General features: G+C 62.3%; 22 protein-coding genes and 1 pseudogene. 15 read left to right on the top strand and 8 right to left on the bottom strand.

Translation table 11 applies throughout. The features are described from left to right. Nucleotides 1-315 precede the first annotated feature (315 nt). Nucleotides 316-1,176, bottom strand: coding sequence for a 4-hydroxyphenylacetate catabolism regulatory protein HpaA (gene hpaA / locus BT199_RS02915; protein ID WP_014719069.1), 861 nt, complete (start codon nucleotides 1,174-1,176; stop codon nucleotides 316-318). Between the two features lie 128 nt (nucleotides 1,177-1,304). Here hpaA and BT199_RS02910 point away from each other — a divergent pair, with 128 nt between their 5' ends. The 8 genes from BT199_RS02910 (at nucleotide 1,305) to hpaI (ending at nucleotide 8,599) form a co-directional block, all read left to right on the top strand. Next, complete coding sequence (locus BT199_RS02910; protein WP_072433833.1) at nucleotides 1,305-1,970, top strand: fumarylacetoacetate hydrolase family protein; 666 nt, start codon at nucleotides 1,305-1,307, stop codon at nucleotides 1,968-1,970. Further along, on the top strand, nucleotides 1,967-2,737 hold the full coding sequence (locus BT199_RS02905) for a fumarylacetoacetate hydrolase family protein (RefSeq protein ID WP_014719071.1): 771 nt from the start codon (nucleotides 1,967-1,969) through the stop codon (nucleotides 2,735-2,737). Before BT199_RS02910 ends, BT199_RS02905 begins: the two co-directional genes overlap by 4 nt. Nucleotides 2,738-2,742: 5 nt before the next feature. Then, nucleotides 2,743-4,203 carry a 5-carboxymethyl-2-hydroxymuconate semialdehyde dehydrogenase gene (gene hpaE, locus BT199_RS02900; protein ID WP_072433832.1) on the top strand — a complete coding sequence of 487 codons (1,461 nt, stop codon included), beginning with the start codon at nucleotides 2,743-2,745 and terminating at the stop codon, nucleotides 4,201-4,203. A gap of 154 nt (nucleotides 4,204-4,357) precedes the next feature. Then, on the top strand, nucleotides 4,358-5,215 hold the full coding sequence (hpaD, locus tag BT199_RS02895; protein WP_014719073.1) for a 3,4-dihydroxyphenylacetate 2,3-dioxygenase: 858 nt from the start codon (nucleotides 4,358-4,360) through the stop codon (nucleotides 5,213-5,215). A 15-nt stretch (nucleotides 5,216-5,230) separates the two neighbouring features. Next, on the top strand, nucleotides 5,231-5,623 hold the full coding sequence (locus BT199_RS02890) for a tautomerase family protein (protein ID WP_014719074.1): 393 nt from the start codon (nucleotides 5,231-5,233) through the stop codon (nucleotides 5,621-5,623). Nucleotides 5,624-5,662: 39 nt separating this feature from the next. Beyond that, a complete protein-coding gene (locus BT199_RS02885) occupies nucleotides 5,663-6,967 on the top strand; it encodes an MFS transporter (protein WP_072433831.1) in 1,305 nt (434 codons plus the stop codon). A gap of 11 nt (nucleotides 6,968-6,978) precedes the next feature. Further along, nucleotides 6,979-7,782 (top strand): 2-oxo-hept-4-ene-1,7-dioate hydratase, encoded by an 804-nt coding sequence (gene hpaH / locus BT199_RS02880; RefSeq protein ID WP_072433830.1) that lies wholly within the window; start codon nucleotides 6,979-6,981, stop codon nucleotides 7,780-7,782. 16 nt (nucleotides 7,783-7,798) lie between these two features. Continuing rightward, nucleotides 7,799-8,599, top strand: a complete 801-nt coding sequence (gene hpaI, locus BT199_RS02875) for a 4-hydroxy-2-oxoheptanedioate aldolase (RefSeq protein ID WP_072433829.1) — start codon at nucleotides 7,799-7,801, stop codon at nucleotides 8,597-8,599. Between the two features lie 126 nt (nucleotides 8,600-8,725). On the opposite strand, the gene hpaR is transcribed toward hpaI, so the two are convergent. Beyond that, the gene (gene hpaR / locus BT199_RS02870; protein WP_014719078.1) at nucleotides 8,726-9,148 is read right to left on the bottom strand and encodes a homoprotocatechuate degradation operon regulator HpaR; all 423 of its coding nucleotides are present in this window, start codon (nucleotides 9,146-9,148) and stop codon (nucleotides 8,726-8,728) included. A gap of 207 nt (nucleotides 9,149-9,355) precedes the next feature. On the opposite strand from hpaR, the gene BT199_RS02865 reads away from it, so the two are divergent. Genes BT199_RS02865 through BT199_RS02845 form a run of 5 tightly spaced genes read left to right on the top strand, consistent with a single transcriptional unit; the run spans nucleotide 9,356 to nucleotide 13,427 of the window. After that, a complete protein-coding gene (locus BT199_RS02865) occupies nucleotides 9,356-10,654 on the top strand; it encodes an NAD(P)/FAD-dependent oxidoreductase (protein ID WP_020301330.1) in 1,299 nt (432 codons plus the stop codon). Nucleotides 10,655-10,685: 31 nt separating this feature from the next. Next, complete coding sequence (locus BT199_RS02860) at nucleotides 10,686-11,051, top strand: cupin domain-containing protein (RefSeq protein ID WP_072433828.1); 366 nt, start codon at nucleotides 10,686-10,688, stop codon at nucleotides 11,049-11,051. A gap of 13 nt (nucleotides 11,052-11,064) precedes the next feature. Further along, nucleotides 11,065-11,886 (top strand): molybdenum cofactor biosynthesis F family protein, encoded by an 822-nt coding sequence (locus BT199_RS02855; protein ID WP_072433827.1) that lies wholly within the window; start codon nucleotides 11,065-11,067, stop codon nucleotides 11,884-11,886. Beyond that, nucleotides 11,879-12,682, top strand: coding sequence for an SDR family NAD(P)-dependent oxidoreductase (locus BT199_RS02850; protein ID WP_072433826.1), 804 nt, complete (start codon nucleotides 11,879-11,881; stop codon nucleotides 12,680-12,682). Before BT199_RS02855 ends, BT199_RS02850 begins: the two co-directional genes overlap by 8 nt. Next, nucleotides 12,672-13,427 carry an SDR family oxidoreductase gene (locus BT199_RS02845; protein ID WP_014719083.1) on the top strand — a complete coding sequence of 252 codons (756 nt, stop codon included), beginning with the start codon at nucleotides 12,672-12,674 and terminating at the stop codon, nucleotides 13,425-13,427. Before BT199_RS02850 ends, BT199_RS02845 begins: the two co-directional genes overlap by 11 nt. Before the next feature lie 131 nt (nucleotides 13,428-13,558). Here BT199_RS02845 and feaR read toward each other — a convergent pair whose 3' ends face one another. The 3 genes from feaR to BT199_RS02830 form a co-directional block, all read right to left on the bottom strand. Continuing rightward, the gene (feaR, locus tag BT199_RS02840) at nucleotides 13,559-14,500 is read right to left on the bottom strand and encodes a transcriptional regulator FeaR (RefSeq protein WP_072433825.1); all 942 of its coding nucleotides are present in this window, start codon (nucleotides 14,498-14,500) and stop codon (nucleotides 13,559-13,561) included. Nucleotides 14,501-14,613: 113 nt separating this feature from the next. Beyond that, nucleotides 14,614-15,180 (bottom strand): DUF3156 family protein, encoded by a 567-nt coding sequence (locus tag BT199_RS02835; protein ID WP_072434108.1) that lies wholly within the window; start codon nucleotides 15,178-15,180, stop codon nucleotides 14,614-14,616. Beyond that, entirely contained in the window at nucleotides 15,143-16,642 is a 1,500-nt protein-coding gene (locus BT199_RS02830; protein ID WP_032901975.1) for an APC family permease, read from the bottom strand. The genes BT199_RS02835 and BT199_RS02830 overlap by 38 nt, the downstream gene beginning before the upstream one ends. A 217-nt stretch (nucleotides 16,643-16,859) precedes the next feature. Here BT199_RS02830 and BT199_RS02825 point away from each other — a divergent pair, with 217 nt between their 5' ends. After that, nucleotides 16,860-18,182, top strand: coding sequence for an alginate export family protein (locus BT199_RS02825; protein ID WP_072433824.1), 1,323 nt, complete (start codon nucleotides 16,860-16,862; stop codon nucleotides 18,180-18,182). 32 nt (nucleotides 18,183-18,214) lie between these two features. On the opposite strand, the pseudogene BT199_RS02820 reads toward BT199_RS02825, so the two are convergent. Together BT199_RS02820 and BT199_RS02815 are read right to left on the bottom strand one after the other, a co-directional pair. Further along, nucleotides 18,215-18,688, bottom strand: a pseudogene (locus tag BT199_RS02820) (flavin reductase family protein); the annotation flags it as partial. Nucleotides 18,689-18,744: 56 nt separating this feature from the next. Further along, the gene (locus tag BT199_RS02815) at nucleotides 18,745-19,914 is read right to left on the bottom strand and encodes a p-hydroxyphenylacetate 3-hydroxylase oxygenase component (RefSeq protein ID WP_032901980.1); all 1,170 of its coding nucleotides are present in this window, start codon (nucleotides 19,912-19,914) and stop codon (nucleotides 18,745-18,747) included. 236 nt (nucleotides 19,915-20,150) lie between these two features. Between BT199_RS02815 and BT199_RS02810 the strand changes: the two genes are divergently transcribed. Further along, a complete protein-coding gene (locus BT199_RS02810) occupies nucleotides 20,151-21,638 on the top strand; it encodes an aldehyde dehydrogenase family protein (protein ID WP_072433822.1) in 1,488 nt (495 codons plus the stop codon). A gap of 23 nt (nucleotides 21,639-21,661) precedes the next feature. Here BT199_RS02810 and BT199_RS02805 read toward each other — a convergent pair whose 3' ends face one another. Further along, complete coding sequence (locus BT199_RS02805) at nucleotides 21,662-22,261, bottom strand: hypothetical protein (RefSeq protein WP_072433821.1); 600 nt, start codon at nucleotides 22,259-22,261, stop codon at nucleotides 21,662-21,664. Nucleotides 22,262-22,285: the final 24 nt, after the last annotated feature.

Genomic DNA, 22,285 nt, shown 5'->3' with positions numbered 1-22,285 from the left:
CCCAAGGGATTGGGTCGATCTGTAACGGGTTGATCAAGGGTTTTATCAGGCTGTGTAAACGTTGAGTGCGCAGGTGAGTAAGCAGGCTGAGTGTGCGTGAGCATTGTAGGAAGTCTCATTTAATTGAAGGAGGACAAGCGAAAACTATCAGGCGCTACTTGCTCACCGCCGCTGCCGAAAGCCTGCACTGAACAAGTACTCATGCGTGGCCAGGCGGTCGGGAAAGTTCCTGCCAGACAGGTAACAACATCCTTCTCGTTCAACGAACCGCTATCAGAAAATTCCTCAGCGTTGCGCTTTTTCTCCGAACAATCCTCAGCGTATCGCCGACTGACGCACCCGATATTCCCCCGGCGTCATCTGCGCGTACCGCAAGAAAAACCGACTGAAATACGCTGGGTCCTTGAACCCCAGTTGGTAGCAGATTTCATTCGCGGAACTGCCGGTAAACAACAGCAGGCGCTTGGCCTCCTGCATCAGCCGTTCAAGGATCAGGCGCTTGGAGGGCAGGTCGGCGATGCGCCGGCACACTTCATTGAGCCGCGCCTGGGTCACGCCAATACCTTGGGCATAACGCGCCAACGGCCAATGTTCCAGATAGTGGGCTTCGATCAGTTCGTTGAAGCGATGGAAGATACGCAGGTCTTCATGGGCTGTCGGACGTGCGGGCTGGGCGTGGGCGCACAGGCGCAGCAGGCGGATCATGATCAGCCTTGTGAGGCTGTCGAGGGCGGCGGCGCGCCCTGCCCGTTCGGCGTTGATCTCACTGCACAGCGCCTCGAAGAGTGGCTCCAGACCCTCGGCGTCGCCAGTCAAGGCCACACATGCGGCACCGCAAGCAAGGCTGGGGTCGGCGTCGATCAAGCTCCACACCAGTTGCTGGCGCACCGTCAACACATGCCCGTCGGCATCGGCCTCGGTGACAAAAGCGTGGGCCACCGTGGGCGGCGTGAGAAAAAACATCGGCCCCGATTCAACGTATTGGTGGTCATCCAGATATACCCGCACCGCGCCACTCTTGACGTAATGCACCTGGAAAAACCGGTCATGGCGATGCACCGCCATATTGCGCCCGAAAAAACCTGCCAGGTTGCCGAGCTTGTCGTAATGCACCTCGGCGTCGCTGTAGCGCTGGTCGTAGACCTGCCCGATGTTGATGTTGGGAATCGGCTTCACGGGGCTCTCTTCTTGTTGTTGTGAGGCCAGCGCAGTGTGCCACGCTTGACGGTAGTTAACATATTAATTATAACGTTAACAACTTAACGAACGGCCTGTGCAGCCGTCGTCACCGCCAGGAGAAACGCATGAGCCGTACCCTGCATGATGTTGCCAGCGGCACCCTGTTCGGCGTTGCGCTGAACTACCAAGGCCTGCTGGACCAGCATCTCGCCGCCTTCCAGCAGGCGCCCTACCAGCAGCCACCGACCAAGCCGGTGCTGTTTATCAAAACCCCCAACACGCGCAATGGGCACGACGGCGTGGTGTTACACCCGCACGGCGAGCGCCTGCAACCGGGCCCGGCGCTGGGCGTGGTGATCGGCCAGCGCGCCAGCCGTGTCAGCCCGGAGAACGCCATGGCCCATGTGGCCGGGTATGTGGTGGTGAATGAATTCAGCCTGCCGGAAGACAGCTACTACCGCCCTGCCGTCAAAGCTAAATGCCGCGATGGGTTTTGCGCCCTGGGCCCACGGCTGGTTGCGCGGGATCAAGTGGCCAACCCCAATCAACTGAGCCTCAAGCTGTTCGTCAATGGCGAGCTGCGCCAGGAAAGCTCTACCGCCCATTGGGTACGCGACATCCCGCAATTGATCGCCGAGATCAGCGAGTTCATGACCCTGTACCCCGGCGATGTGCTGATCACCGGCACTCCGGAAGGCCGCGTGGATGTGCAGCCAGGCGACCAGGTTGAGGTCGACATCACCGGCATAGGCCGACTGAGCAACACCATTGCAGCAGAGGCATCGGCATGAAACGCGCACGTATCCGCTTTGAAGGTGCAACCCACAACGTATTGGTGCAAGCCGACTGCAGCGTGCGCCTGGAGGATGGGCGGTTGCTGGCCGAAGACCAGGTGCAATGGCTACCACCCGCCACCGGCAACATGTTCGCCCTGGGTTTGAACTACGCCGACCACGCCGCCGAACTGGCCTTTACGCCGCCGACCGAACCGCTGGCATTCATCAAATCGGTGGGCACCTACACCGGCCACCGCCAAGTCACCTGGCGCCCGGACAACATCGCCTACATGCACTACGAGTGCGAGCTGGTGGCGGTGATCGGCAAGACCGCGCGCAACGTCAAACGCGCCGACGCTCTGGACTACCTGGCCGGTTACACGGTGTGCAACGACTACGCGATCCGCGACTACCTCGAGAATTACTACCGCCCCAACCTTCGCGTGAAAAACCGCGACGCCACCACCCCGGTCGGCCCATGGATCGTCGACGTGGCCGATGTGCCCGACCCAGGCAACCTGAAATTGCGCACCTGGATCAACGGCGAACTGCGCCAGGAAGGCAGCACGAAAGACATGATTTTCGATATCCCCTACCTCATCGAATACCTGTCCAGCTTCATGACCCTGCAACCGGGCGACATGATCGCCACCGGCACGCCCGAGGGCCTGGCCGATGTGGTACCGGGGGATGAAGTGGTGGTGGAAGTCGAAGGCGTGGGCCGCCTGGTCAACCGTATTGTCAGTGAAACGGAGTTTTTCTCCGCGCGCAAAGAGGCTTGAGCACCATGATCAAACACTGGATCAACGGCCGTGAGGTCGAAAGCAAAGACACCTTTATCAACTACAACCCGGCCACCGGCGAGGCCATCGGTGAAGTGGCCAGCGGCGGTGCCGAAGAAGTCGCGCAGGCCGTGGCGGCGGCCAAGGCCGCGTTCCCCAAGTGGGCCAATACGCCGGCCAAAGAGCGCGCGCGCTTGATGCGCAAGCTGGGCGAGCTGATCGAACAGAACGTGCCACACCTGGCCGAGCTGGAAACCCTGGACACCGGCCTGCCGATCCACCAGACCAAGAACGTGTTGATCCCGCGTGCCTCGCACAACTTCGATTTCTTCGCTGAAGTCTGCACCCGCATGGACGGCCACACCTACCCGGTGGACGACCAGATGCTCAATTACACCCTGTACCAGCCAGTGGGCGTGTGCGGGCTGGTGTCGCCCTGGAACGTGCCGTTCATGACCGCCACCTGGAAGACCGCGCCGTGCCTGGCGCTGGGCAATACGGCGGTGTTGAAGATGTCGGAACTGTCGCCGCTGACCGCCAATGAACTGGGGCGCCTGGCGGTGGAAGCCGGAATTCCCAACGGCGTGCTCAATGTGATCCAGGGCTACGGCGCCACCGCTGGCGATGCACTGGTGCGCCACCCGGACGTGCGGGCGATTTCCTTTACCGGGGGCACCGCCACCGGTAAGAAAATCATGCAGAGCGCCGGCCTGAAAAAGTACTCCATGGAACTGGGGGGCAAGTCGCCGGTGCTGATTTTCGAAGACGCCGATCTGGAACGCGCCCTCGACGCCGCGTTGTTCACGATCTTTTCCCTCAACGGCGAGCGCTGCACCGCCGGCAGCCGCATCTTCATCCAGGAAAGCGTCTACCCGCGATTTGTCGCCGAGTTCGCGGCGCGAGCCAAGCGCTTGATCGTCGGCGACCCCCAGGACCCGAAGACCCAGGTCGGCTCGATGATCACCCAGGCCCATTACGACAAGGTCACCGGCTACATCAAGATCGGCCTGGAGGAAGGCGCCACGCTGCTGGCTGGCGGCCTGGAACGCCCGGCCAACCTGCCGGCGCACCTGAGCCGCGGCCAGTTTATCCAGCCGACGGTGTTTGCCGACGTGAACAACCGGATGCGCATCGCCCAGGAAGAAATCTTCGGCCCGGTGGTGTGCCTGATTCCGTTCAAGGATGAAGCCGAGGCACTGCAACTGGCCAACGACACCGAATACGGGCTGGCCTCCTACATCTGGACCCAGGACATCGGCAAGGCCCACCGCCTGGCGCGCGGTATCGAAGCGGGCATGGTATTTATCAACAGCCAGAACGTACGGGATTTGCGCCAGCCGTTTGGCGGGGTCAAAGGCTCGGGCACCGGGCGTGAAGGCGGCCAGTACAGCTTCGAAGTGTTTGCCGAGATCAAGAACGTGTGTATTTCCATGGGCAGTCATCACATTCCGCGCTGGGGCGTGTAGCCCAGGCTCAAACAAGCCTCCTGTGGGAGCCGGGCTTGCCCGCGATGCAGACACCGCGGTCCTTCAGCCGTACCGAGCCGATGCCATCGCAGGCAAGCCAGCTCCCACAGGGACCTCACAGGCCATACAAGAATAATTATTCAGGAGAGTCATCATGGGCGAAGTGGTTCTGGCAGCGAAGATCTGCCACGTACCGTCGATGTACCTGTCGGAACTGCCCGGCAAGCATCACGGCTGTCGCGAAGCGGCGATTGCCGGGCACAAGGAGATCGGCCGGCGTGCCCGCGAACTCGGGGCAGACACTGCGGTAGTGTTCGACGTGCACTGGCTGGTCAACAGCGGCTACCACGTCAATTGCGGCGAGCAGTTCCAGGGCACCTACACCAGCAACGAACTGCCGCACTTCATCAAGAACATGGACTACGCCTACCCCGGCTGCCCTGAACTGGGTGAGCTGATCGCCGCCGAAGCCAATCTGGCTGGCGTGCGCAGCATGGCCCACAACATCCCGAGCCTGGAGCTGGAATACGGCACCCTGGTGCCCATGCGCTACATGCATATGGGCGTGCCCGACGCAGAAAAATTCAAAGTCATTTCCATCGCTGCCTGGTGCGCCTGGCATCGCCTGGAAGACAGTTTTGCCTTCGGCGCCGCCGTGCGCCGGGCGATTGAAAAGAGCGATCGCAAGGTACTGGTGCTGGCGTCCGGCTCGCTGTCCCATCGGTTCTCGGACGACCGCGAGGCTGAGGCGAATATCCACAACTGGACCCGCGAATTCGACAAGCAGGTGGACCTGCATGTCGTGCAAATGTGGAAGCAAGGCCGCTTCAAGGAGTTCTGCGCCATGTTGCCCGACTACGCCGAACACTGTTTTGGCGAAGGCAAGATGCACGACACCGCCATGCTCCTGGGCCTGCTGGGTGGGCCGGACTATGCCAAGCCGGCCGAGATCATCACGCCGCCGTTCGGCAGTTCGGGCACCGGCCAGATCAACGCGATTTTCCCGCTTTAACCCTGGGAGAGCCCCATGCCGCACTTTATCGCTGAGTACACCGACAACCTCGAACAGCAGGCCGACTTGCCCGGCCTGTTTGAAAAAGTCCACCGCGTGCTGGGCGACAGCGGTGTGTTTCCGCTGGGCGGCATTCGCAGTCGCGGCGTACGCCTGGACACCTGGCGCATGGCCGACGGCAAGCATGACTATGCCTTTGTGCACATGACCCTCAAGGTCGGCCATGGCCGCGACCTGACCACGCGCGAGGCCGTCGCCCAAGCGGTGTTCGCGGTGATCATCGCGCACTTCGCCGAGCTGCAGGCACAGCGCTTGCTCGCGTTGTCGTTCGAGATGATCGAGCTGCACCCGCAGCTCAACTTCAAGCAGAACAATGTGCACGCGTTCCTGAACAACGCGGCGAGCTGAAACGACCCCGGCTCCTACAACTACAAGAAGAACACCATCATGAGCACAGCCCATTCCACTGCAAGCCTGCGGCTTGCCGAGCACGACCGCACCCATCGTTTGGTGACCTGGCGCCTGATGCCCTTGTTGCTGGTGTGTTACCTGTTCGCCCATCTGGACCGCATCAACATCGGCTTTGCCAAGATGCAGATGAGCAGCGACCTGCACTTCAGCGACACCGTGTATGGCTTTGGCGCCGGCCTGTTCTTCATCGCCTATGCACTGTTCGGCGTGCCCAGCAACATTGCCCTGGACCGCGTCGGGCCACGGCGCTGGATCGCCTGCCTGATGGTGGTGTGGGGCCTGCTCTCCACCGGCATGTTGTGGGTGGAGAGCGCGCGCGGGTTCTACGTGCTGCGCTTTCTACTGGGGGTGGCCGAGGCCGGGTTTTTTCCGGGGATCCTGGTATTCCTGAACCGCTGGTACCCGGCGCGCCGTCGCGCCCAGGTCACCGCCTTGTTTGCCATTGCCGTGCCTATGGCCGGGGTGTTGGGCGGGCCGATTTCCGGGGCGATCCTGGAGAACTTCCACGACGTCGGCAGCCTGCGCGGCTGGCAATGGATGTTCCTGATCGAAGGCGCGCCCGTGGTGCTGCTGGGGCTGGTGGTGCTCAAGTGGTTGCCGGACAGTTTCGAGTCGGTGCACTGGCTGACTGCCGAGCAAAAACAGCAACTACGTACCCAACTGAGCAACGAGGAACAGCGCAAGACCATCACCTCGTTCGGCGGCATCCTGCGTGACCCGCAGGTGTGGCTGCTGGTGGCCGTGTACTTTGCGGTGATGCTGGCGGTCAACACCCTGGCGTTCTGGATGCCCACCCTGATCCACGGCGCCGGCATCGGCCGCGACAGCCAGGTCGGCTTGCTCAGCGCCGTGCCGTATCTGGCCGGTTGCTTCTTTATGCTCGGCTGTGGGCGCTCGTCCGACCGCCACCGCGAGCGCCGCTGGCACCTGTGCGTGCCATTGCTGATGGCGGCGCTCGGCATCGCCGTGGCGGGCCTGGCGCCCGCCAATGCGCTGCTGGTGATGGGCGGGCTGGTGGTCGCCGGCATGGGCGCCAGTGCCGCGCTGCCGATGTTCTGGCAACTGCCGCCGGCGTTTCTCTCCCACACCACCCAGGCCGCGGGCATCGCCATGATCAGTTCGTTCGGCAGCATCGCGGCGTTCCTCGCGCCCTACCTGATCGGCTGGATGCGCGACGCCACCCAGAGCGCCAGCCTGGCCCTGTACGTACTCGCGCTGTTTATCGCCCTCGGTGGCTTGCTGGTGCTGCGCACCCAGGCCGCCATCGTCAACCCACACTAGAGACCGTTGCCATGCTCGACTCCCAGCAAATCCTTGCGGCCGCCGCCCACCTGGACCGCGCCGAACGCAGCCGCGAACAGGTGCGCCAGTTTTCCCTCGACTACCCCGATATGACGATCAACGACGCCTACGCCATCCAGCGTGAATGGGTCGCGCAGAAGATCAAGGACGGGCGCACGCTCAAGGGCCACAAGATCGGCCTCACGTCACGGGCCATGCAGGTGTCGTCGAATATCACCGAACCCGATTACGGTGCCCTGCTCGACGACATGTTTTTCGACGAAGGCAGCGACATTCCCTTCGAGCGTTTCATCGTGCCACGGGTGGAGGTGGAACTGGCCTTCATTCTCGGAAAACCGCTCAAGGGGCCTAACTGCACGGTGTTCGATGTGCTCGACGCCACCGAATGGGTAATCCCCGCGCTGGAAATCATCGACGCCCGCATCCAGCAGGTCGACCCGCACACCAACGCCACCCGCAAGGTATTCGACACCATCTCCGACAACGCCGCCAACGCCGGTGTGGTGCTCGGTGGCCGTGCGGTGCGCCCCACCGAGATCGACCTGCGCAAAGTGCCGGCGGTGTTGTATCGCAATGGAGTGATCGAAGAGTCCGGGGTGTCGGCGGCGGTGCTCAACCACCCGGCCAAGGGCGTGGCGTGGCTGGCCAACAAGCTGGCGCCCTATGACGTCACCCTGCTGCCCGGCCAAGTGATTCTCGGCGGTTCGTTTACCCGCCCGGTGGCGGCCCGCCCTGGCGATACCTTCCACGTCGACTACGACCTGCTCGGCTCGATTGCCTGCCGCTTCGTCTGAACCCAGGAGTGCTGTCATGGACATGCCTGTCAACCGCTTCAAGCAACGCCTGCACAACCGCGAAGTACAGATCGGCCTGTGGCTCGGCCTTGCCAACGCCTACTGCGCGGAACTGGCGGCCAACGCCGGTTTCGACTGGCTGCTGATCGACGGCGAACATGCGCCCAACCACCTGCCGGGGATGCTCGCGCAATTACAGGCCATCGCGCCCTACCCCAGCCAGGCGTTGATTCGCCCGGTGATCGGCGACACGGCGCTGATCAAACAACTGCTGGATATCGGCGCCCAGACGCTGCTGGTACCCATGGTCGAAAACGCCGCCCAGGCCCAAGAACGGGTGCGCGCCCTGCGCTACCCGCCCCAGGGTATTCGCGGGGTCGGCAGCGCCCTGGCCCGCGCCTCGCGCTGGAACAGCATCGCCGATTACCTCGACCAGGCCGACGCGCAGATGTGCCTGCTGGTGCAGATTGAGAATGCCGAGGGCCTGGCCAATCTGGACGCCATCGCCGCCGTCGAAGGCGTGGATGGGGTGTTTATCGGCCCGGCAGATTTGAGCGCGTCCATGGGCCACCGGGGTAACCCGGGGCACCCGCAGGTACAGGCGGCGATTGAGGACGCCATCGTGCGTATCGTCAAGGCGGGTAAGGCCGCAGGGATTCTCAGTGCAGATGAAAATCTCGCACGACGCTATATCGAGTTGGGGGCGACGTTCGTGGCGGTGGGGGTGGATACCACGGTGTTGATGCGGGGGCTGCAAAGCCTGGCCGGGAAGTTCAAAGATATTCCACAGGCCACCACCACTGGCGCAGTGTATTGATATCCCCTGTGGGAGCGGGCTTGCTCGCGAATGCGGCGTGTCAGTCAGCAGATTCATTGACGGATATACCGCATTCGCGAGCAAGCCCGCTCCCACATTTTGATCGGTGGTGATTCAGCTGTTGGTTTATCGCTTGATGTTCTTCAAGTCATCCAGCAACCCCAACAAGGTCTGGAATTTCTCTTCGCCAAACTGATCCTGCAAGCGCTGGTAGTTGGCCTCCATGCACTGGCTCATGGACTCAAAACTCGCTTTGCCCTTGTCCGCCAGGGTAATCAGCACCCGGCGCTGGTCCTGTTCGGCCTTTCGCCGGTGCACCATGCCGGCCGCTTCCATGCGCACCAGCACGCCGGTCATGCTCGGCTTGAGGATGCAGGCCAGTTCCGCCAGTTGGTAGATCTCCAACTCTCCATGCTGTTCAAGGATGCGGATGATGCGCCATTGCTGTTCGGTCAGGCCGTGTTCATTCAGGGAAGGACGGAAAAAACTCATCGCGGCCTCACGCGCTTGCAGCAAGGCCAGGGTCAGGGATTGTCGAGGTGTGGACATAGGGCTCAGGGTCACGAAGTATTTAGTTAATAGTTTAACGAAACTCTAACATTCCCGGCCGGCGAGCGCGCTATAACTTGTAGGTGCCCTCGCCCGTGGCGCGCTGAATCAAAAAACCGGGCACGCAGGATCAAGACTTCCAGCCCGCCAGGGGCCCTAATGGAGGCATCCGCTTTAGCGCCTTCCTTCACTTTTTCAGGCTGCGCCATGATCAACATCGAAACCCCCACGTACTACACCGCCACCAAAAAATACAACCTCAGCTTCCCCACCCTGGAACAGGATATCGACGCAGACGTCGTGGTCATCGGCGGCGGCTTTTCCGGGATCAACACGGCCCTTGAGCTGGCGGAAAAAGGCATCACTAACATTGTGGTGCTCGAAGCGCGCTACCTGGGCTTTGGCGGCACGGGCCGCAACGGTGGGCAGATCATGGCGGGCATCGGCCATGACCTGGAGAAGATCAAGAAGGACGTGGGCGAAGACGGGCTGCGCCAAGTGTTCGAGATCAGCGACCTGGGCGCCGACATCATCAAGAACCGCATCGCCAAGTACAACATCGATGCAGACTTTTGCCACGGCTACGGCTACATGGGCTTCAACGCCCGCCAGGAAAAAACCCTGCGCGCCTGGGAGAAAGACTTCAAGTCGATCAACAGCCAGCACGAAATCCGCTTTCTCGGCGGCTCCGATGTGCAGCAGATCATCGGCTCCACCGCCTACACCAGCGCCCTGTTGCACATGGGTGGCGGGCATGTGCACTCGCTGAACCTGCTGCTGGGCGAAGCTACCGCACTGGCCAGCCATGGCGTGAAGATCTTCGAGAACAGCCCGGCGCTGGAAGTCAGCTACGGCGAGCGCATCACCGTGCGCACCGGTCGCGGTTCGGTACGCGCCAGCAAGTTGCTGTGGGCCTGTGACAGCTTTCTCAACAAGCTGGAGCCAGAACTGCACCGCTCGACCATCAACACCTACGCGTTCCAGATGATGACCGAGCCGTTGTCCGAGGAGTTGATCCAGCGCATCAGCCCAATCCGTGGGGCCTACAGCGACATCCGCCCAGTGATCGACTACTACCGCGTCACCAACGAGAACCGCCTGCTGTTCGGCGCCGCAACGCCTTTGGTGGAGCACATTCCCGGCGACCTGAAAGCCTGGAACCGTCACCTGATGCTGAAGATTTTCCCCTACCTCAAGGACGTGAAAATCGACTTGGCCTGGGGCGGCCCGATGGCGTGCAGCCCGAACCTGTTCCCGCAAGTGGGCACCTTGCCGGGGCGCAGCAATGCGTTTTTCGTGCAGGGCTATTCCGGCTTTGGCGTCACGCCCAGCCACATCATCTGCAAGGTACTGGCCGAAGGCATGAGCGAAGGCTCGGCGCGTTATGACCTGGTCAGCTCGATTCACCGCCCCACCATCATCGGCAAGGACGCGATTCGCCCCCTGCTGCTGACGGCGGGCAAATCCTGGCACCAACTTTCCGGCTACTGGAATGGGCGCCGCTAACCCTCTTTTCTCACTCACAGGAACCACTGCCATGCCTCTTACCGCCCTGAAACACAACGTCCAGCTGTCGGAACTCGACGCCTTGGGCACCGTGGCCGACCTCGGCTCGCAAATCCTCGAAGGCGAAGTACGCGCCTTCGGCAAGATGACCTTTGGCGCGCCCACCGATGCGGTCAGCAGTGCGTACTTCGGCACGACCCAGGGCAAGTTCCGCATGGTTTACCCGTTCGCCGAACAGGCCACGATAGTCACCGGTGAAGTGGTGCTGACCGACGAGTCCACCGGCCAATCCACCCGCTACAAAGCCGGTGACAGCTGGTTCGTGACCAAGGGCACGCCCGTGCTGTGGGAAGTGGTCAGCGAGAGTTTCGTCAAACACTACTTCGCCGTCGTGTAAGGGAGGGGTTGCCATGTCGAATTCATCTGACTGGATCACCGTAGGCGCCCTGGCTGAGGGGTTTGCACCTGAGGCCTTCATCCTGCCGAACCTGGCCGACCTGGCCGGCCAGACCTTCACCCTGCACTTTGCCAATGGCTGGCAGATCGAACACCGCTTCGAACAGGAACGCCTGGCCTGGCACGCCGCCGATGGCCACTCCAGCGGCAGCGCCGCCTACCGCGCCAGCTCGATTCGCCCGGGCCTGTACCTGGTGGACTTTATCAAGCACGAGGCCGGGCAAAGCTGGTCGATCAGCCTGGTGCTGGACACACCAAATGCCTCCTTTACCGCGGTGATTGGCCGTATGCCGGAACCAGCAGAGACCCACGAAGGCCTTTACCACCGCGCCCTGGCCGGCAAACCGCTGACCTCGGTACAGGTTGACTTCCTCCATGGCAGCCTCGACCGGCCGTGGCAGAACGGCCACTGCCTGCACGCCCCCACCGACGAGTTGGTCGGCCTGCGCAACCACTATCGCTACAGCCCCAGCGAGGTCTACGAGCACATCTACCTCAACCCGCAATTCTACGCCTGGCAATGCCTTGAGGGCGTGGAGAAAGGCCTGTGCGACACCGACCGCTGCCATTACTACAAGATCGCCGAACAGCTGTACCTGTTCGTCTGGCAGGAGAAGATCGTACCGACCCTCGGCCTGGTGCTGATCGACCTGCAACAGCACCGCAGCGACGGCAAGATCTTCGGCTATGCCGGGACGTCCTTCGACGCGCTGTCGAACTTCCCGATCAGTTCCTATTGCCAGGTGCTCAACCGCACGGAGTATCCCCGTGACTGAGCCGCGCACGGTGGTGATCACCGGGGCCGGCACCGGCATCGGCGCTGCCTGCGCACGCTTGTACGCACAGGAAGGCGCACGGCTGGTGCTGATCGGTCGGCGTCGTGAGCCCCTGGAACAGGTGGCGCAGGACACCGGCGGGCTGATCCTGGTGGGCGATGCCGCCTGCCCGGACACCTGGGACGGCTTTATCCAGCAAATCCGCAGCCACTTCGGGCGCCTCGATGTGCTGCTGGCCTGTGCCGGTGGCCACGGGCTAGGCAGCGCGACCCAGACCAGCCCGGCCACCTGGGAAGGCGCGCTGCGCAGCAACCTCGACAGTGCGTTCTACAGCGCCCGCGCCTGCCTGCCGCTGTTGCAGGAAAGCGCCGGGAACATGGTGCTGATTGGTTCCATCGCCTCATTGGCGGCAGGCCCCGAGGTGTGTGGCTACACCACCGCCAAGCATGCGCTGCTCGGGCTCAACCGCTCGCTGGCCCGTGATTATGGCCCCCATGGCGTGCGCGTGAACGCGGTGTGCCCAGGCTGGGTGCACACGCCGATGGCCGACGCGGAGATGCGGCCTTTGATGGAGGCGTACGGCGAGAGCTTGCAGCAGGCCTATGCACGGGTGTGTGCCGATGTCCCGCTGCGGCGCGCCGCCCGTGCCGACGAGATCGCCAAGGTGTGCCGCTTCCTGGCCAGCGACGACGCCTCGATCATTACCGGCGCCACGTTGGTGGCGGACGGTGGGGCCAGCATCGTCGACGTGCCGACGCTGGCGTTTACGCGCCTGGAGCCTGCCCATGACGAATGACCTGGATTTCAGCGGCCAGGTCGTGCTGGTCACCGGCGGCGCCCAGGGCATTGGCCTGGGCATCGTCCAGGCCTTTGCCCAACGCGGTGCGCGGGTGGTGATTGCTGACCGTCTGCTTGAACAGGCTGAAGCCGTGGCTGCCCGGTTGTGCGCACAGGGGCATCAAGTTGAAGCCGTTGGCGTTGACCTGGCGGATGCCAAAGCGGTGTTTGCTTGCGTCCAAGGCTTGGCGCAACTGGATGTACTGGTGCACAACGCCGGGTACTTTCCGCTGACCGCCTTTGCCGACATCACCCCAACGATCCTGGAGCGCACCCTGGCGGTGAACCTGTCGGCGCTGTTCTGGCTGACCCAGGCGGCGTTGCCGAGGTTTCGCGAGCAAGGCCGGGGCTGCGTGCTGGTGACGTCTTCAGTCACCGGCAACCGGGTGGGTTACCCGGGGCTGAGCCACTATGCGGCGTCCAAGGCCGGGGTGAATGGGTTTATCCGCAATGCCGCGCTGGAGCTGGCGCCGTTGAATGTGCGGGTCAACGGCGTGGAGCCCGGCATGATCGCCACTCCGGCGATGGATAACCTGGGCGATGCGGCCGTGAATGACAGCATCGCCCGCCGTGTGCCGCTGGGGCGCCTGGGCGCGGCGGCGGATATTGCCGGGGCGATGGTGTTTCTGGCCTCTGACCTGGCGGGCTATATCACCGGGCAGACGCTGGTGGTGGACGGTGGCGCGACGCTGCCCGAAATCTGAAACCCGATCATTCCCACGCTCTGCGTGGGAATGCATCCTGTGACGCTTCGCGTCACGACTTCTGGAGCGGGACGCGGAGCGTCCGGGGCGGCGTTCCCACGCAGAGCGTGGGAACGATCACGAGGAGCTGTTTATGCCCCCACCGCCTGCAACCGGCTGGAACGAAACTCCTTGGGCGACACCTCGAACTGCTTCTTGAACGACCGACTGAAATGCGCCGAGTCGGTAAAGCCCCATTTGTACGCAATCGAGGTGATCGACTCACTGCGCAGGAACGGGTTGGTCAAGTCATCCGCACTGCGCTTGAGCCGTGCGCGCTGGATATAGCGGCAGACGCTGTCGTCCTGTTCTTCAAACAGACGGTACAGATGCCGCACCGAAATATTCAGGCGGTTGGCCAGGCCGATCGGGCTCAGGCCTGGCTGGCTCAGGGACTCATCGATGACCTTTTGTACATAGCTGCGCAGGTTATTGCCGTGCAACGCAGCAACGCCCTCGCGACACTCATCGCCCTGCTCCAACGCCGACCCCAACAGCGAGACGAAGGCCGCTTGCAGCGCTTCCACTTGCGTGGCGTCTTCGTCGGAATCGTCCTTGCACAGTTGGTCCATCAGCACATGCAGCATGCGCCCGCAGGCTTTGGTCGAGGAGATCTTGCCGAAGGCCCGTGCCTGGCCGCCCAGGTGCTTGCACACCGCACTGCGCGACAGGGACAACGAGGCGTGTTCGATCAGGCCGAAGGGGGTGATTTCGATGGAGCCCACCGAGTCCATCAACAGCATTTCTCCGGGGGCCAGTTGTACGGTCTGGTCGTTCTGGGTGATCTGGGAGTAGCCGCTGCGCTGGCTGACCAGGAAACATTCCTGGTCGTTGTCATGGTCGGCTTGGTGCGTCGGGCGTTTGATCAGCCCGGCGTTGGTGCGCAGGATGGCCAGGCCACGCGACAGGTTGTGGATCTCGCCGATAAACAGCGAACGGTTGAAAGCCAGCTGAGTATCGAAGTGGCCGCACGCGGCGCGCAGTTCGCGGTTCCAGCTGTCGAGCCCGTCGGGTGCATGCTGTGGGATGCTCATGGGGTGTCTCCGCAGTGGCGTTATTCTTGTTGTTCTGCGCAATAGTTAACATGTTATCTATATGCACGCAACAACAACCTGTTTGCCCTTTGCAGAAGCACTAATGGTGCCAATCAGAGATTCGACAGTACCCTGTGCAGGCCGACCAATGTGGCGAGCAAATGCTCGCGTTGTGCACGGCTTAGCGCAATGTAGCGCCGAAACGCCGGCATGCGGTTGACCACCTCGCTGCCGCCCATATGCTCCAGGCGAACGCACCATTGCCGGTCGTGCAGCTCGATGCGCAGGCGCTTGAAATCCAGCGGCATTAACGCTTGGAACAACGTGCTGTCAGCCAGCAGACGCGCCTGCAACTCACGGCCCAGTGCCTGATTGCCAGAGCGGCGCCGCACATGAATGCCGCTGCGACGGATCGCGCCGCCATGGTGCACTTCGAAGCTGCCAGCGCCACCCGCTGCCGCGGGAGCGCCCAGGACATATTCGGTCAGCACCAGGTGCATCAACAACTGCGACTCGGTGCGCTCGACAATTTCGAAGGCCACACCGTCCACTTCAAGGGTTGCCAGGCCCAGATCACGCCGCAGGTGGGCCAGGGTCACCCCCGGCCGATACCCACTGGGTGCGCGGTCAGCACGAAACAGCTCAAACAGTTTTTGCCGCAAGGTCGCTATAACTTGCATGGGCGTGCCCCGGTTCGTGATTGAATTCCTTGGCCAACACCTCCTCTACGCAGGCGGGCTTGAAGGGGTTGACCTTCTGCACCACCAGGGTCCAGAACAGCGCGTAGGTGGCCGTCACGCCGAGCATCACGCCAAACGGCACGTAGATGTCCGCCGGGTTCATGCCGGGCGGGGTGATAAACCACATGCCCAACAGAATGCCGATGCTGGAGACGATCTGCGGCAGCGGGAACCACGGCGAGCGATAGGCGCGGGGCAAGTCCGGACGCCGAATGCGCAGGATCACCACCGACAGCGTCACCAACAGGTAAGCGAAACTCCAGGCACACACCGCCGCCAGCACCAGGTGCATGATGTTGTCGGTGTTGCCGCCCAGGTACAGCGCGTGCAGGCACGGGATCAACATGGCCACCAGGATGCACAACAGCGGCGTCTTGAAGCGCGGATGCAGGTAGGTGAACACCTTGGGCAGGGCGCCATCCACTGCCATGCCGTAGAGAATGCGCGGCACGCCGGCCATCAGGGTATTGATGGTCGCAGCGCCAGCGAACAGAAAACCGATGCCCAGCCACAACGGGCCGATCTGCCCCATCACCTGTTCGGCGAACCGGGGAATGGCCATGGGTGTGTCCAACAGGTGCACCCCCGAAGCTGCGTCGAGCACCACGTTCTCCACCTGGCGTTTCATCGCCGCGCCATAGATGAACATGCAGGTGGCCACGCCCATCAGCCCGAGCATCATCGCCCGTGGCATCACCTTGGCCGATTGGCGCAGGTCCGGCGCCAGCGGGGTGACGAACTCGCAGCCCACGAACATGAACATCGCCATGCCCACCAGCGACAGCACGGTAACCAGGTCGGTGCCCACCAACGACTCGCCGAACCAGCCCTCCAACTGCACCGCCGGCGCGGCGATCAGGCCCAGTACGCCGAACACCATCAGGGTGGTCCACATGCCGAAGGTCAGGATGATCTCGGCGCGGCCAAATGCGCTGACGCCAAAAGCATTCAGCACGCCGAACACCAGTACGAAACCGACGCCCAGCAACCACGAGCCGCCGGCCGACTCTGCCAGGGTATTGAGGTGTTCGAAGTTCACCAGGGCCATGACCCCGGCGAGGATAGTTTCGGCGGTGCCGGCGAACACATGCACGATCAGGTAGGCCGACAAGGTCCCGGTGATCGCAAAGAACCTACCCATGCCACAGTTGATGTAGTCGTACACCGAACCGGTGGTAGGCAGTATCGACGCGGCCTCGGCGAAGGTGGTGGCCTGGGCCAGCATCATCACCACGGCGAGCAGCATCGCCAGGGCAAAGGCGCTGCCGCCGATGCCGAAACCCATGGTGGCGGTGAGGATCACCGGGCTGGCCATGATCAGGCCGATGGTGCTGGCCAACGCAGTGGGAAAACCTACCGTGCCCCGGTTGAGGTGTGCGGTGAGTCGGTCGTTGATCGACATGGAGGGGTCCTCGAAGCGGTTTTTTTTAATGTGTCGGCACTCTGCGCCCCACTCCCGTTGATCGTCTTGCCCCTGTCTGCCGCCGGTTTTGTTGCTGCCTGCCAGGGCGTGTGGCCTGGCGGCCAGAGTCAATTGCCTGGCACGCAGGGAAAAGACTTGGCCTCATACCGCTCGCCCTAATGCGCCCTCACTCTTAACCAAGATGGGGTCAATAACAATGGAGCACACACTGAAAAACCGCCGCCTGCGCCAGACGGTCGGCCTGGGCGTGGCACTGCTGGTGGGCCAGGCGCAGGCCATCGAGTTGTATGCAGACGCCGACACTCAGGTCACCGGCAACTTCCTCGCCGTGTACGGTATGTTCAATAGCCCGAAGAACTACGATGGGCGCAGCGGCGGCTCCACCTGGCGTGAGGCGTTCATCAAGTACGGCCTGAGCGTTGACCAGAGCCTGGGCAACCAGGGCGGTGTGTATGGCACGGCCAACCTGGTGAGTTCCGGTACCTGGGGCGATGGCGACGCATCCGGGCTGACCAACGGCACCGAGCGCACCACCAAGTTTGACGAAGCCTTCGCCGGCTGGCGGTCCGGGGAGCTGTTCCCGGTGTTGGGCAAGGACGGTGTGGACCTGTCGTTTGGCCGCCAGATCATCATGTTGGGCGACGGTTTTATCCTTAACGACGATGGCCCCAACCTGGGCAACGGTGTGGGCGACGGCGAGTTCAATCGCGGCGGCGCCTACTACATCGCCGCGCGCCATGCCTTCGATAAGACGGCGGTGATTCGCCTGGGTGGCAAGGACGGCGTACATGGCAGCCTGATGTGGATCAAATCCGACAACCGCGCCCAGGCCCTCACCGAAATGGCCGCCGGTACCCTGGAATACAGTGCCGCGCCGGGTACCCTGGGGCTGACCTATATTCACGGCATCGATGTGGATGAGCGCTTCGCCACCGACCTGCAGCGCCAGCGCAAAGGCATGAACCTCTACAGCCTGCGCGGCGCCGGCAATGCCGGTATCGACAACGCGCACTTCGCCTTCGAACTGGCGCGCCAAAGCCGTCGTGACGGCCAGGAAAATGCCGGCTACGCCGAAGCCGGTTACACCTTCACCAACCTGCCGTGGTCACCGGACCTGACCTACCGCTACGCCCGTTATTCGAAGAACTGGGACGGCATGTTCTCAGGCTTCAACCGTGGCTACGGCACCTGGGTGCAGGGCGAAGTAGCGGGCAACTATTCCGGCCCCTTCAACAGCAACACCGCCGTGCAGCACGTGGCGCTCAAGGTCAAGCCACTGGAGAACGTCACGCTTGGGGCGCTGTTCTTCGACTACAACACCGTCAGCACCCGCGGCCAATTGAACCTGGATGGCCGCGAACTGGACCTGTATGCCGAATGGGCCGTCAACGAGCACCTGATCATCACGCCGCTGCTCGGCCTGTACAAACCGAATAAATCAGCCGAAAACGGCGGCAATCAGATCGGCGGCAACGGCACCAATGTCTACAGCCAACTGGTGGTCGCCGTGCCGTTCTAAACCGCCTCGGGCGCGCACGGAGGCAGCGCCCGGACCTCGGCATAGGAGCCCTGATGATAGAGCAGCGGCGCACGGCCAAAATCATCAAAGGCCACCACCTTGCCGATCATGATCCAATGGTCGCCGCCGTCCACCTGCTGGTATTTCTCACAGTGAAAACGCGCCGAGCAATCGGCGAATACCGGCGAGCCTCCCTCCCCCGGTTCGTATTCGATCAGGGCGAAGCGGTCTTCACGGGGGCGGGCAAAATTGTTGGATAGATGCACCTGGTCCGCCGCCAACACATTCACGGCAAAGTGGCTGGCCTCCTCGAACACGGCATGGCTATTGGAGCGTTTGTCGATGCTCCACAGCACCAGCGGCGGGTCGAGGGACACCGAGTTGAAACTGTTGGCCGTCACGCCCACCTTGCGCCCGGAGGCGGTGGCGGCGGTGACCACGGTCACGCCGGTGGCAAAATTGCCCAAGGCGCGACGAAAGGCCCGTGGGTCGAATACGTCAGACATGCAAGACTCCCGGGTGGCCTCTATGGGCCGCCCTGATTGTTGTAGGGAAAACGCAGCTACACCATGCTCGGGTCGGGTTCCAGGCCCATCAGCTCACGGCCAAGGATTTGCGCGCACACGTCATAGTCGGTGTAGGCATGCGCGCCGGTCATGTGGGCATCGCGGAACAGGCGCTGCATTTCGTTGTGTTCGAACCAGGCATTGCCACCGGCGGCGGCGAACAGGCGGTCTACCGCTTCGATGCACATCTTGGTGGCGTAGGCCTGGTTGGTGCGCCAGAACGCCAGGGTTTCTCGCGCGGGGTAGCGGTGGGCAGCGCTGTGTTCGGCGTGGTCTTGCCAGGTTTTCTCCAAAAACGCCCGAGCGGCGGCCACCTGGTGGGTGGACTCGGCCAAGCGCATCAGCGCCGGGGTCGCTGCGCCAACGGCAGCACCGGTGTAGGCGCGCACACGGTTTTTGGTTTTTTCGCGGAACACCTCCAGCATGCGCTCGGCCACGCCGAGGCTGACGGTGGAAAAGCCACTGGCGAAATACGGCCGATACGGCGCGTAGAAAATCTGACTGTCTGGGTACAGACCAAAGCCTGCGGACTTGCCTTCCATCATGTCCTTGGCCTTCTGGATCCGGTGCTCGGGCACCCAGGCGTTGTCGATGATCAGGGTCTTGGTGCCGCTGCCTTTCATGCCGGCCGCGAACCAGTCATCGCGAATCTGATAGTCACTGCGCGGCAGGACGGCAAAGCAGTAATCCTGGGTGCCTTCGGCATTCTGGCGACGGCAGCCGACAATCGCCCACTCGCCATGGTCACAGCCGCTGCTCCAGCCCATCTCGCCACTGAAGTACACGCCACCCTCGCCCTCGGTCACCCGGCCGAACGGCGCAATACTGCTGCTGGCCGTGGCATCCGGGTTGGCGCCCCAGATCTCCTCCTGCAACTGCGCCGAGAACAGCGCCAGTTGATGGCTGTGGGTACACAACAAACTCATGGCCCAGGCGGTGCTGGCGCAACTGCCGGCGAGCAAGGCGATGCAGTCGGCGAATTCGGGCAGCGACAGTTCCAGGCCACCGAATGCCTTGGGCTGGAAGGCGCGGTGCAGGCCGATGCTTTTGAGCAGCGCGATATTCTCATCCGGCACCTGGCGCAGCTGTTCGGCACGGCTGGCGTTCGCGGCAATGGCAGGCAGAAGAGGCTTGAGGTCTTCGAGGAGCGGGTTTGGCTTTTTCATGGACGGCCCTGCTTATTATTGGAAGTCCGGCAGGCGCTCCGAATCGTGGAACGGCGCGGGATGCAGGGCCAGTATCGAACGGCTTGCGCCGGCACAACATGCACGTTCGGCAGGCAAGGTTGTACTTTTCACAGGCACGGCAGGCACAGGCATAAAACCTGGCAGGCACAGTCAAGCCGCGTACCTGCGCGTTGGTTAACCTCGGGGTTTCTTTTGTGAACTGCCAGGAACCTGCCATGAGCGATATCCCGCTGCTGCCTCACGTCGAAGCCTTTTTGCGTCGCCGTCATGGGCTGTTTATCGACGGCGCCAGTGTGCGCAGCCACGCCGATGCACGCCTGAGCGTGACCAACCCCGCCACCGGCCAGGTGATCGCCGACGTGGCCGACGCAGACCTGGCGGATATCGACGCCGCGGTCGCTTGCGCCAACCGTGGTTTCCAGCTGTGGTCCCAGACCGCTCCCGCCATCCGTGGCAACGTGCTGCTGAAACTGGCCGACCTGCTGGAACACCATCGCGAAGAACTGGCGCAGATCGAAACCTGCCAGTCGGGAAAAATCATCCAGATTTCCCGCGCCTTTGAGGTCGACCAGGCCGCGCACTTCCTGCGCTACTACGCAGGCTGGGCCACCAAGCTCAGCGGCCAGACCCTCACGCCGTCGCTGCCTTCGTTCAATGGCGAGCGCTACACCGCCTTCACCTTGCGCGAACCGGTGGGCGTGGTGGTGGGCATTGTGCCGTGGAATTTCTCGACCATGATCGCCATCTGGAAGCTCGCCTCGGCACTGGTGACCGGTTGCAGCATCATCATCAAGCCCAGCGAATTCACACCGCTGACCCTGCTGCGCATCGCCGAACTGGCCATCGACGCCGGGTTGCCGGCGGGGGTGCTCAATGTGCTGACCGGCGGCGGCCAAGTCGGCAAGGGGCTGGTGGAACACCCCGGCACGCACAAGGTGTCCTTCACCGGCTCAGTGCCCACCGGTATTGCAGTAGGCCGCAGTGCCATGGGCGCCGGGCTGACCCGCGCGACCCTGGAACTGGGTGGCAAGAACGCCGCCGGCTTCCTGCGCGACATGGATGTAGACAAAGCGGTGGATGGCATTATCGAAGCGGGTTTCCTGCACTCGGGGCAAATCTGCGCAGCGGCCGAACGTTTCTTCGTGCACCGCTCGCAAATCGACGCCGTGCTGGAAAAACTCAAGGCGCGTCTCAGCCGCCTGACCATCGGCTCGCCCCTGGATGAACACACCGAATTCGGCCCGGTGACCCACCAGCAACACCAACAAAAACTGCTCGGCTACTTCAACCAGGCCCGCGCCGAAAACAACACGATCATCCACGGTGGCCACCTCATCGACCGCCCCGGCTGCTACGTCGAACCCACCGTGATCCTCGCCAACCACCTGCACGACACCCTGCTCAACGAAGAGACCTTCGGCCCCATCGCCACCTTCCTGCCCTACGACGATGAAGACGAACTACTGACCATGATGAACCACGGGGCCTACGGGTTGAGCGCCAGCCTGTGGACCAATGACCTGGGCAAGGCCCTGCGCATGATCCCGGCCGTCAAGGCCGGCACCCTGTGGGTGAACATGCACACCTTGCTCGACCCGGCAGTGCCGTTTGGTGGCAGCCGGTCTTCGGGATTAGGGCGGGAGTTTGGCAGTGCGTTCATTGAGGACTACACCGAGCTTAAGTCGGTGATGGTTCGGTATTAAGGGCTGAGTGCCGACGACCGGAATCAGGGCGCAGCTTTGGCGGGTGGGCCACGAAACAGGTTCCTGGAAATGATGTCGGCCTTCAGCATCTTGAGTTGCAGATGACGATTCACTGCGCCAACTCCTTCCATATAACGGGTGACATGGCGCTTCCACGTATCGACCAACACGAAGGGCGCCAAGCCAATTGCAACAAACGGAAAAATAACCAAACCGAAAAGAATTTTCATAAGTTCCAAGCACCCTTGCAACAAATTCACAGGGCCCAAGGATTTTTCATAATGCAATTTCTTGGTCAACACGTCGGAAATCAGGTTCGTGCCGATGGCGGCGGTTACAAACGGGAAAACAAAGAGGAACAGGTTGGAGCGGTGTTTCACCTGGTCAAACAGAGCACCGCTGATTTTGCCTTTTTCGTGCAGTGACTGCGCCAGCCCATTGAATGCGTCGATGGAGACCACGGCACACGCGGCAATCGAAATCAGCGCAACGCCGGTCGCCACGACAACTTGCGGCGTGGTGTCTTTGTCGAGAATGAAGCCAATCACCGCCATCACCAACACAAAGGCCATCACCAAAAAGCCCAGTTGCACATCCAAGCCAAACAACAATTCGTAATTCATCCGTGAACCTCTCTATCAACACTA

This window comes from Pseudomonas sp. NFR02, assembly GCF_900119375.1.
Taxonomy (GTDB): domain Bacteria; phylum Pseudomonadota; class Gammaproteobacteria; order Pseudomonadales; family Pseudomonadaceae; genus Aquipseudomonas; species Aquipseudomonas paracarnis.
This window is presented reverse-complemented; position numbering and strand designations above follow the sequence as displayed.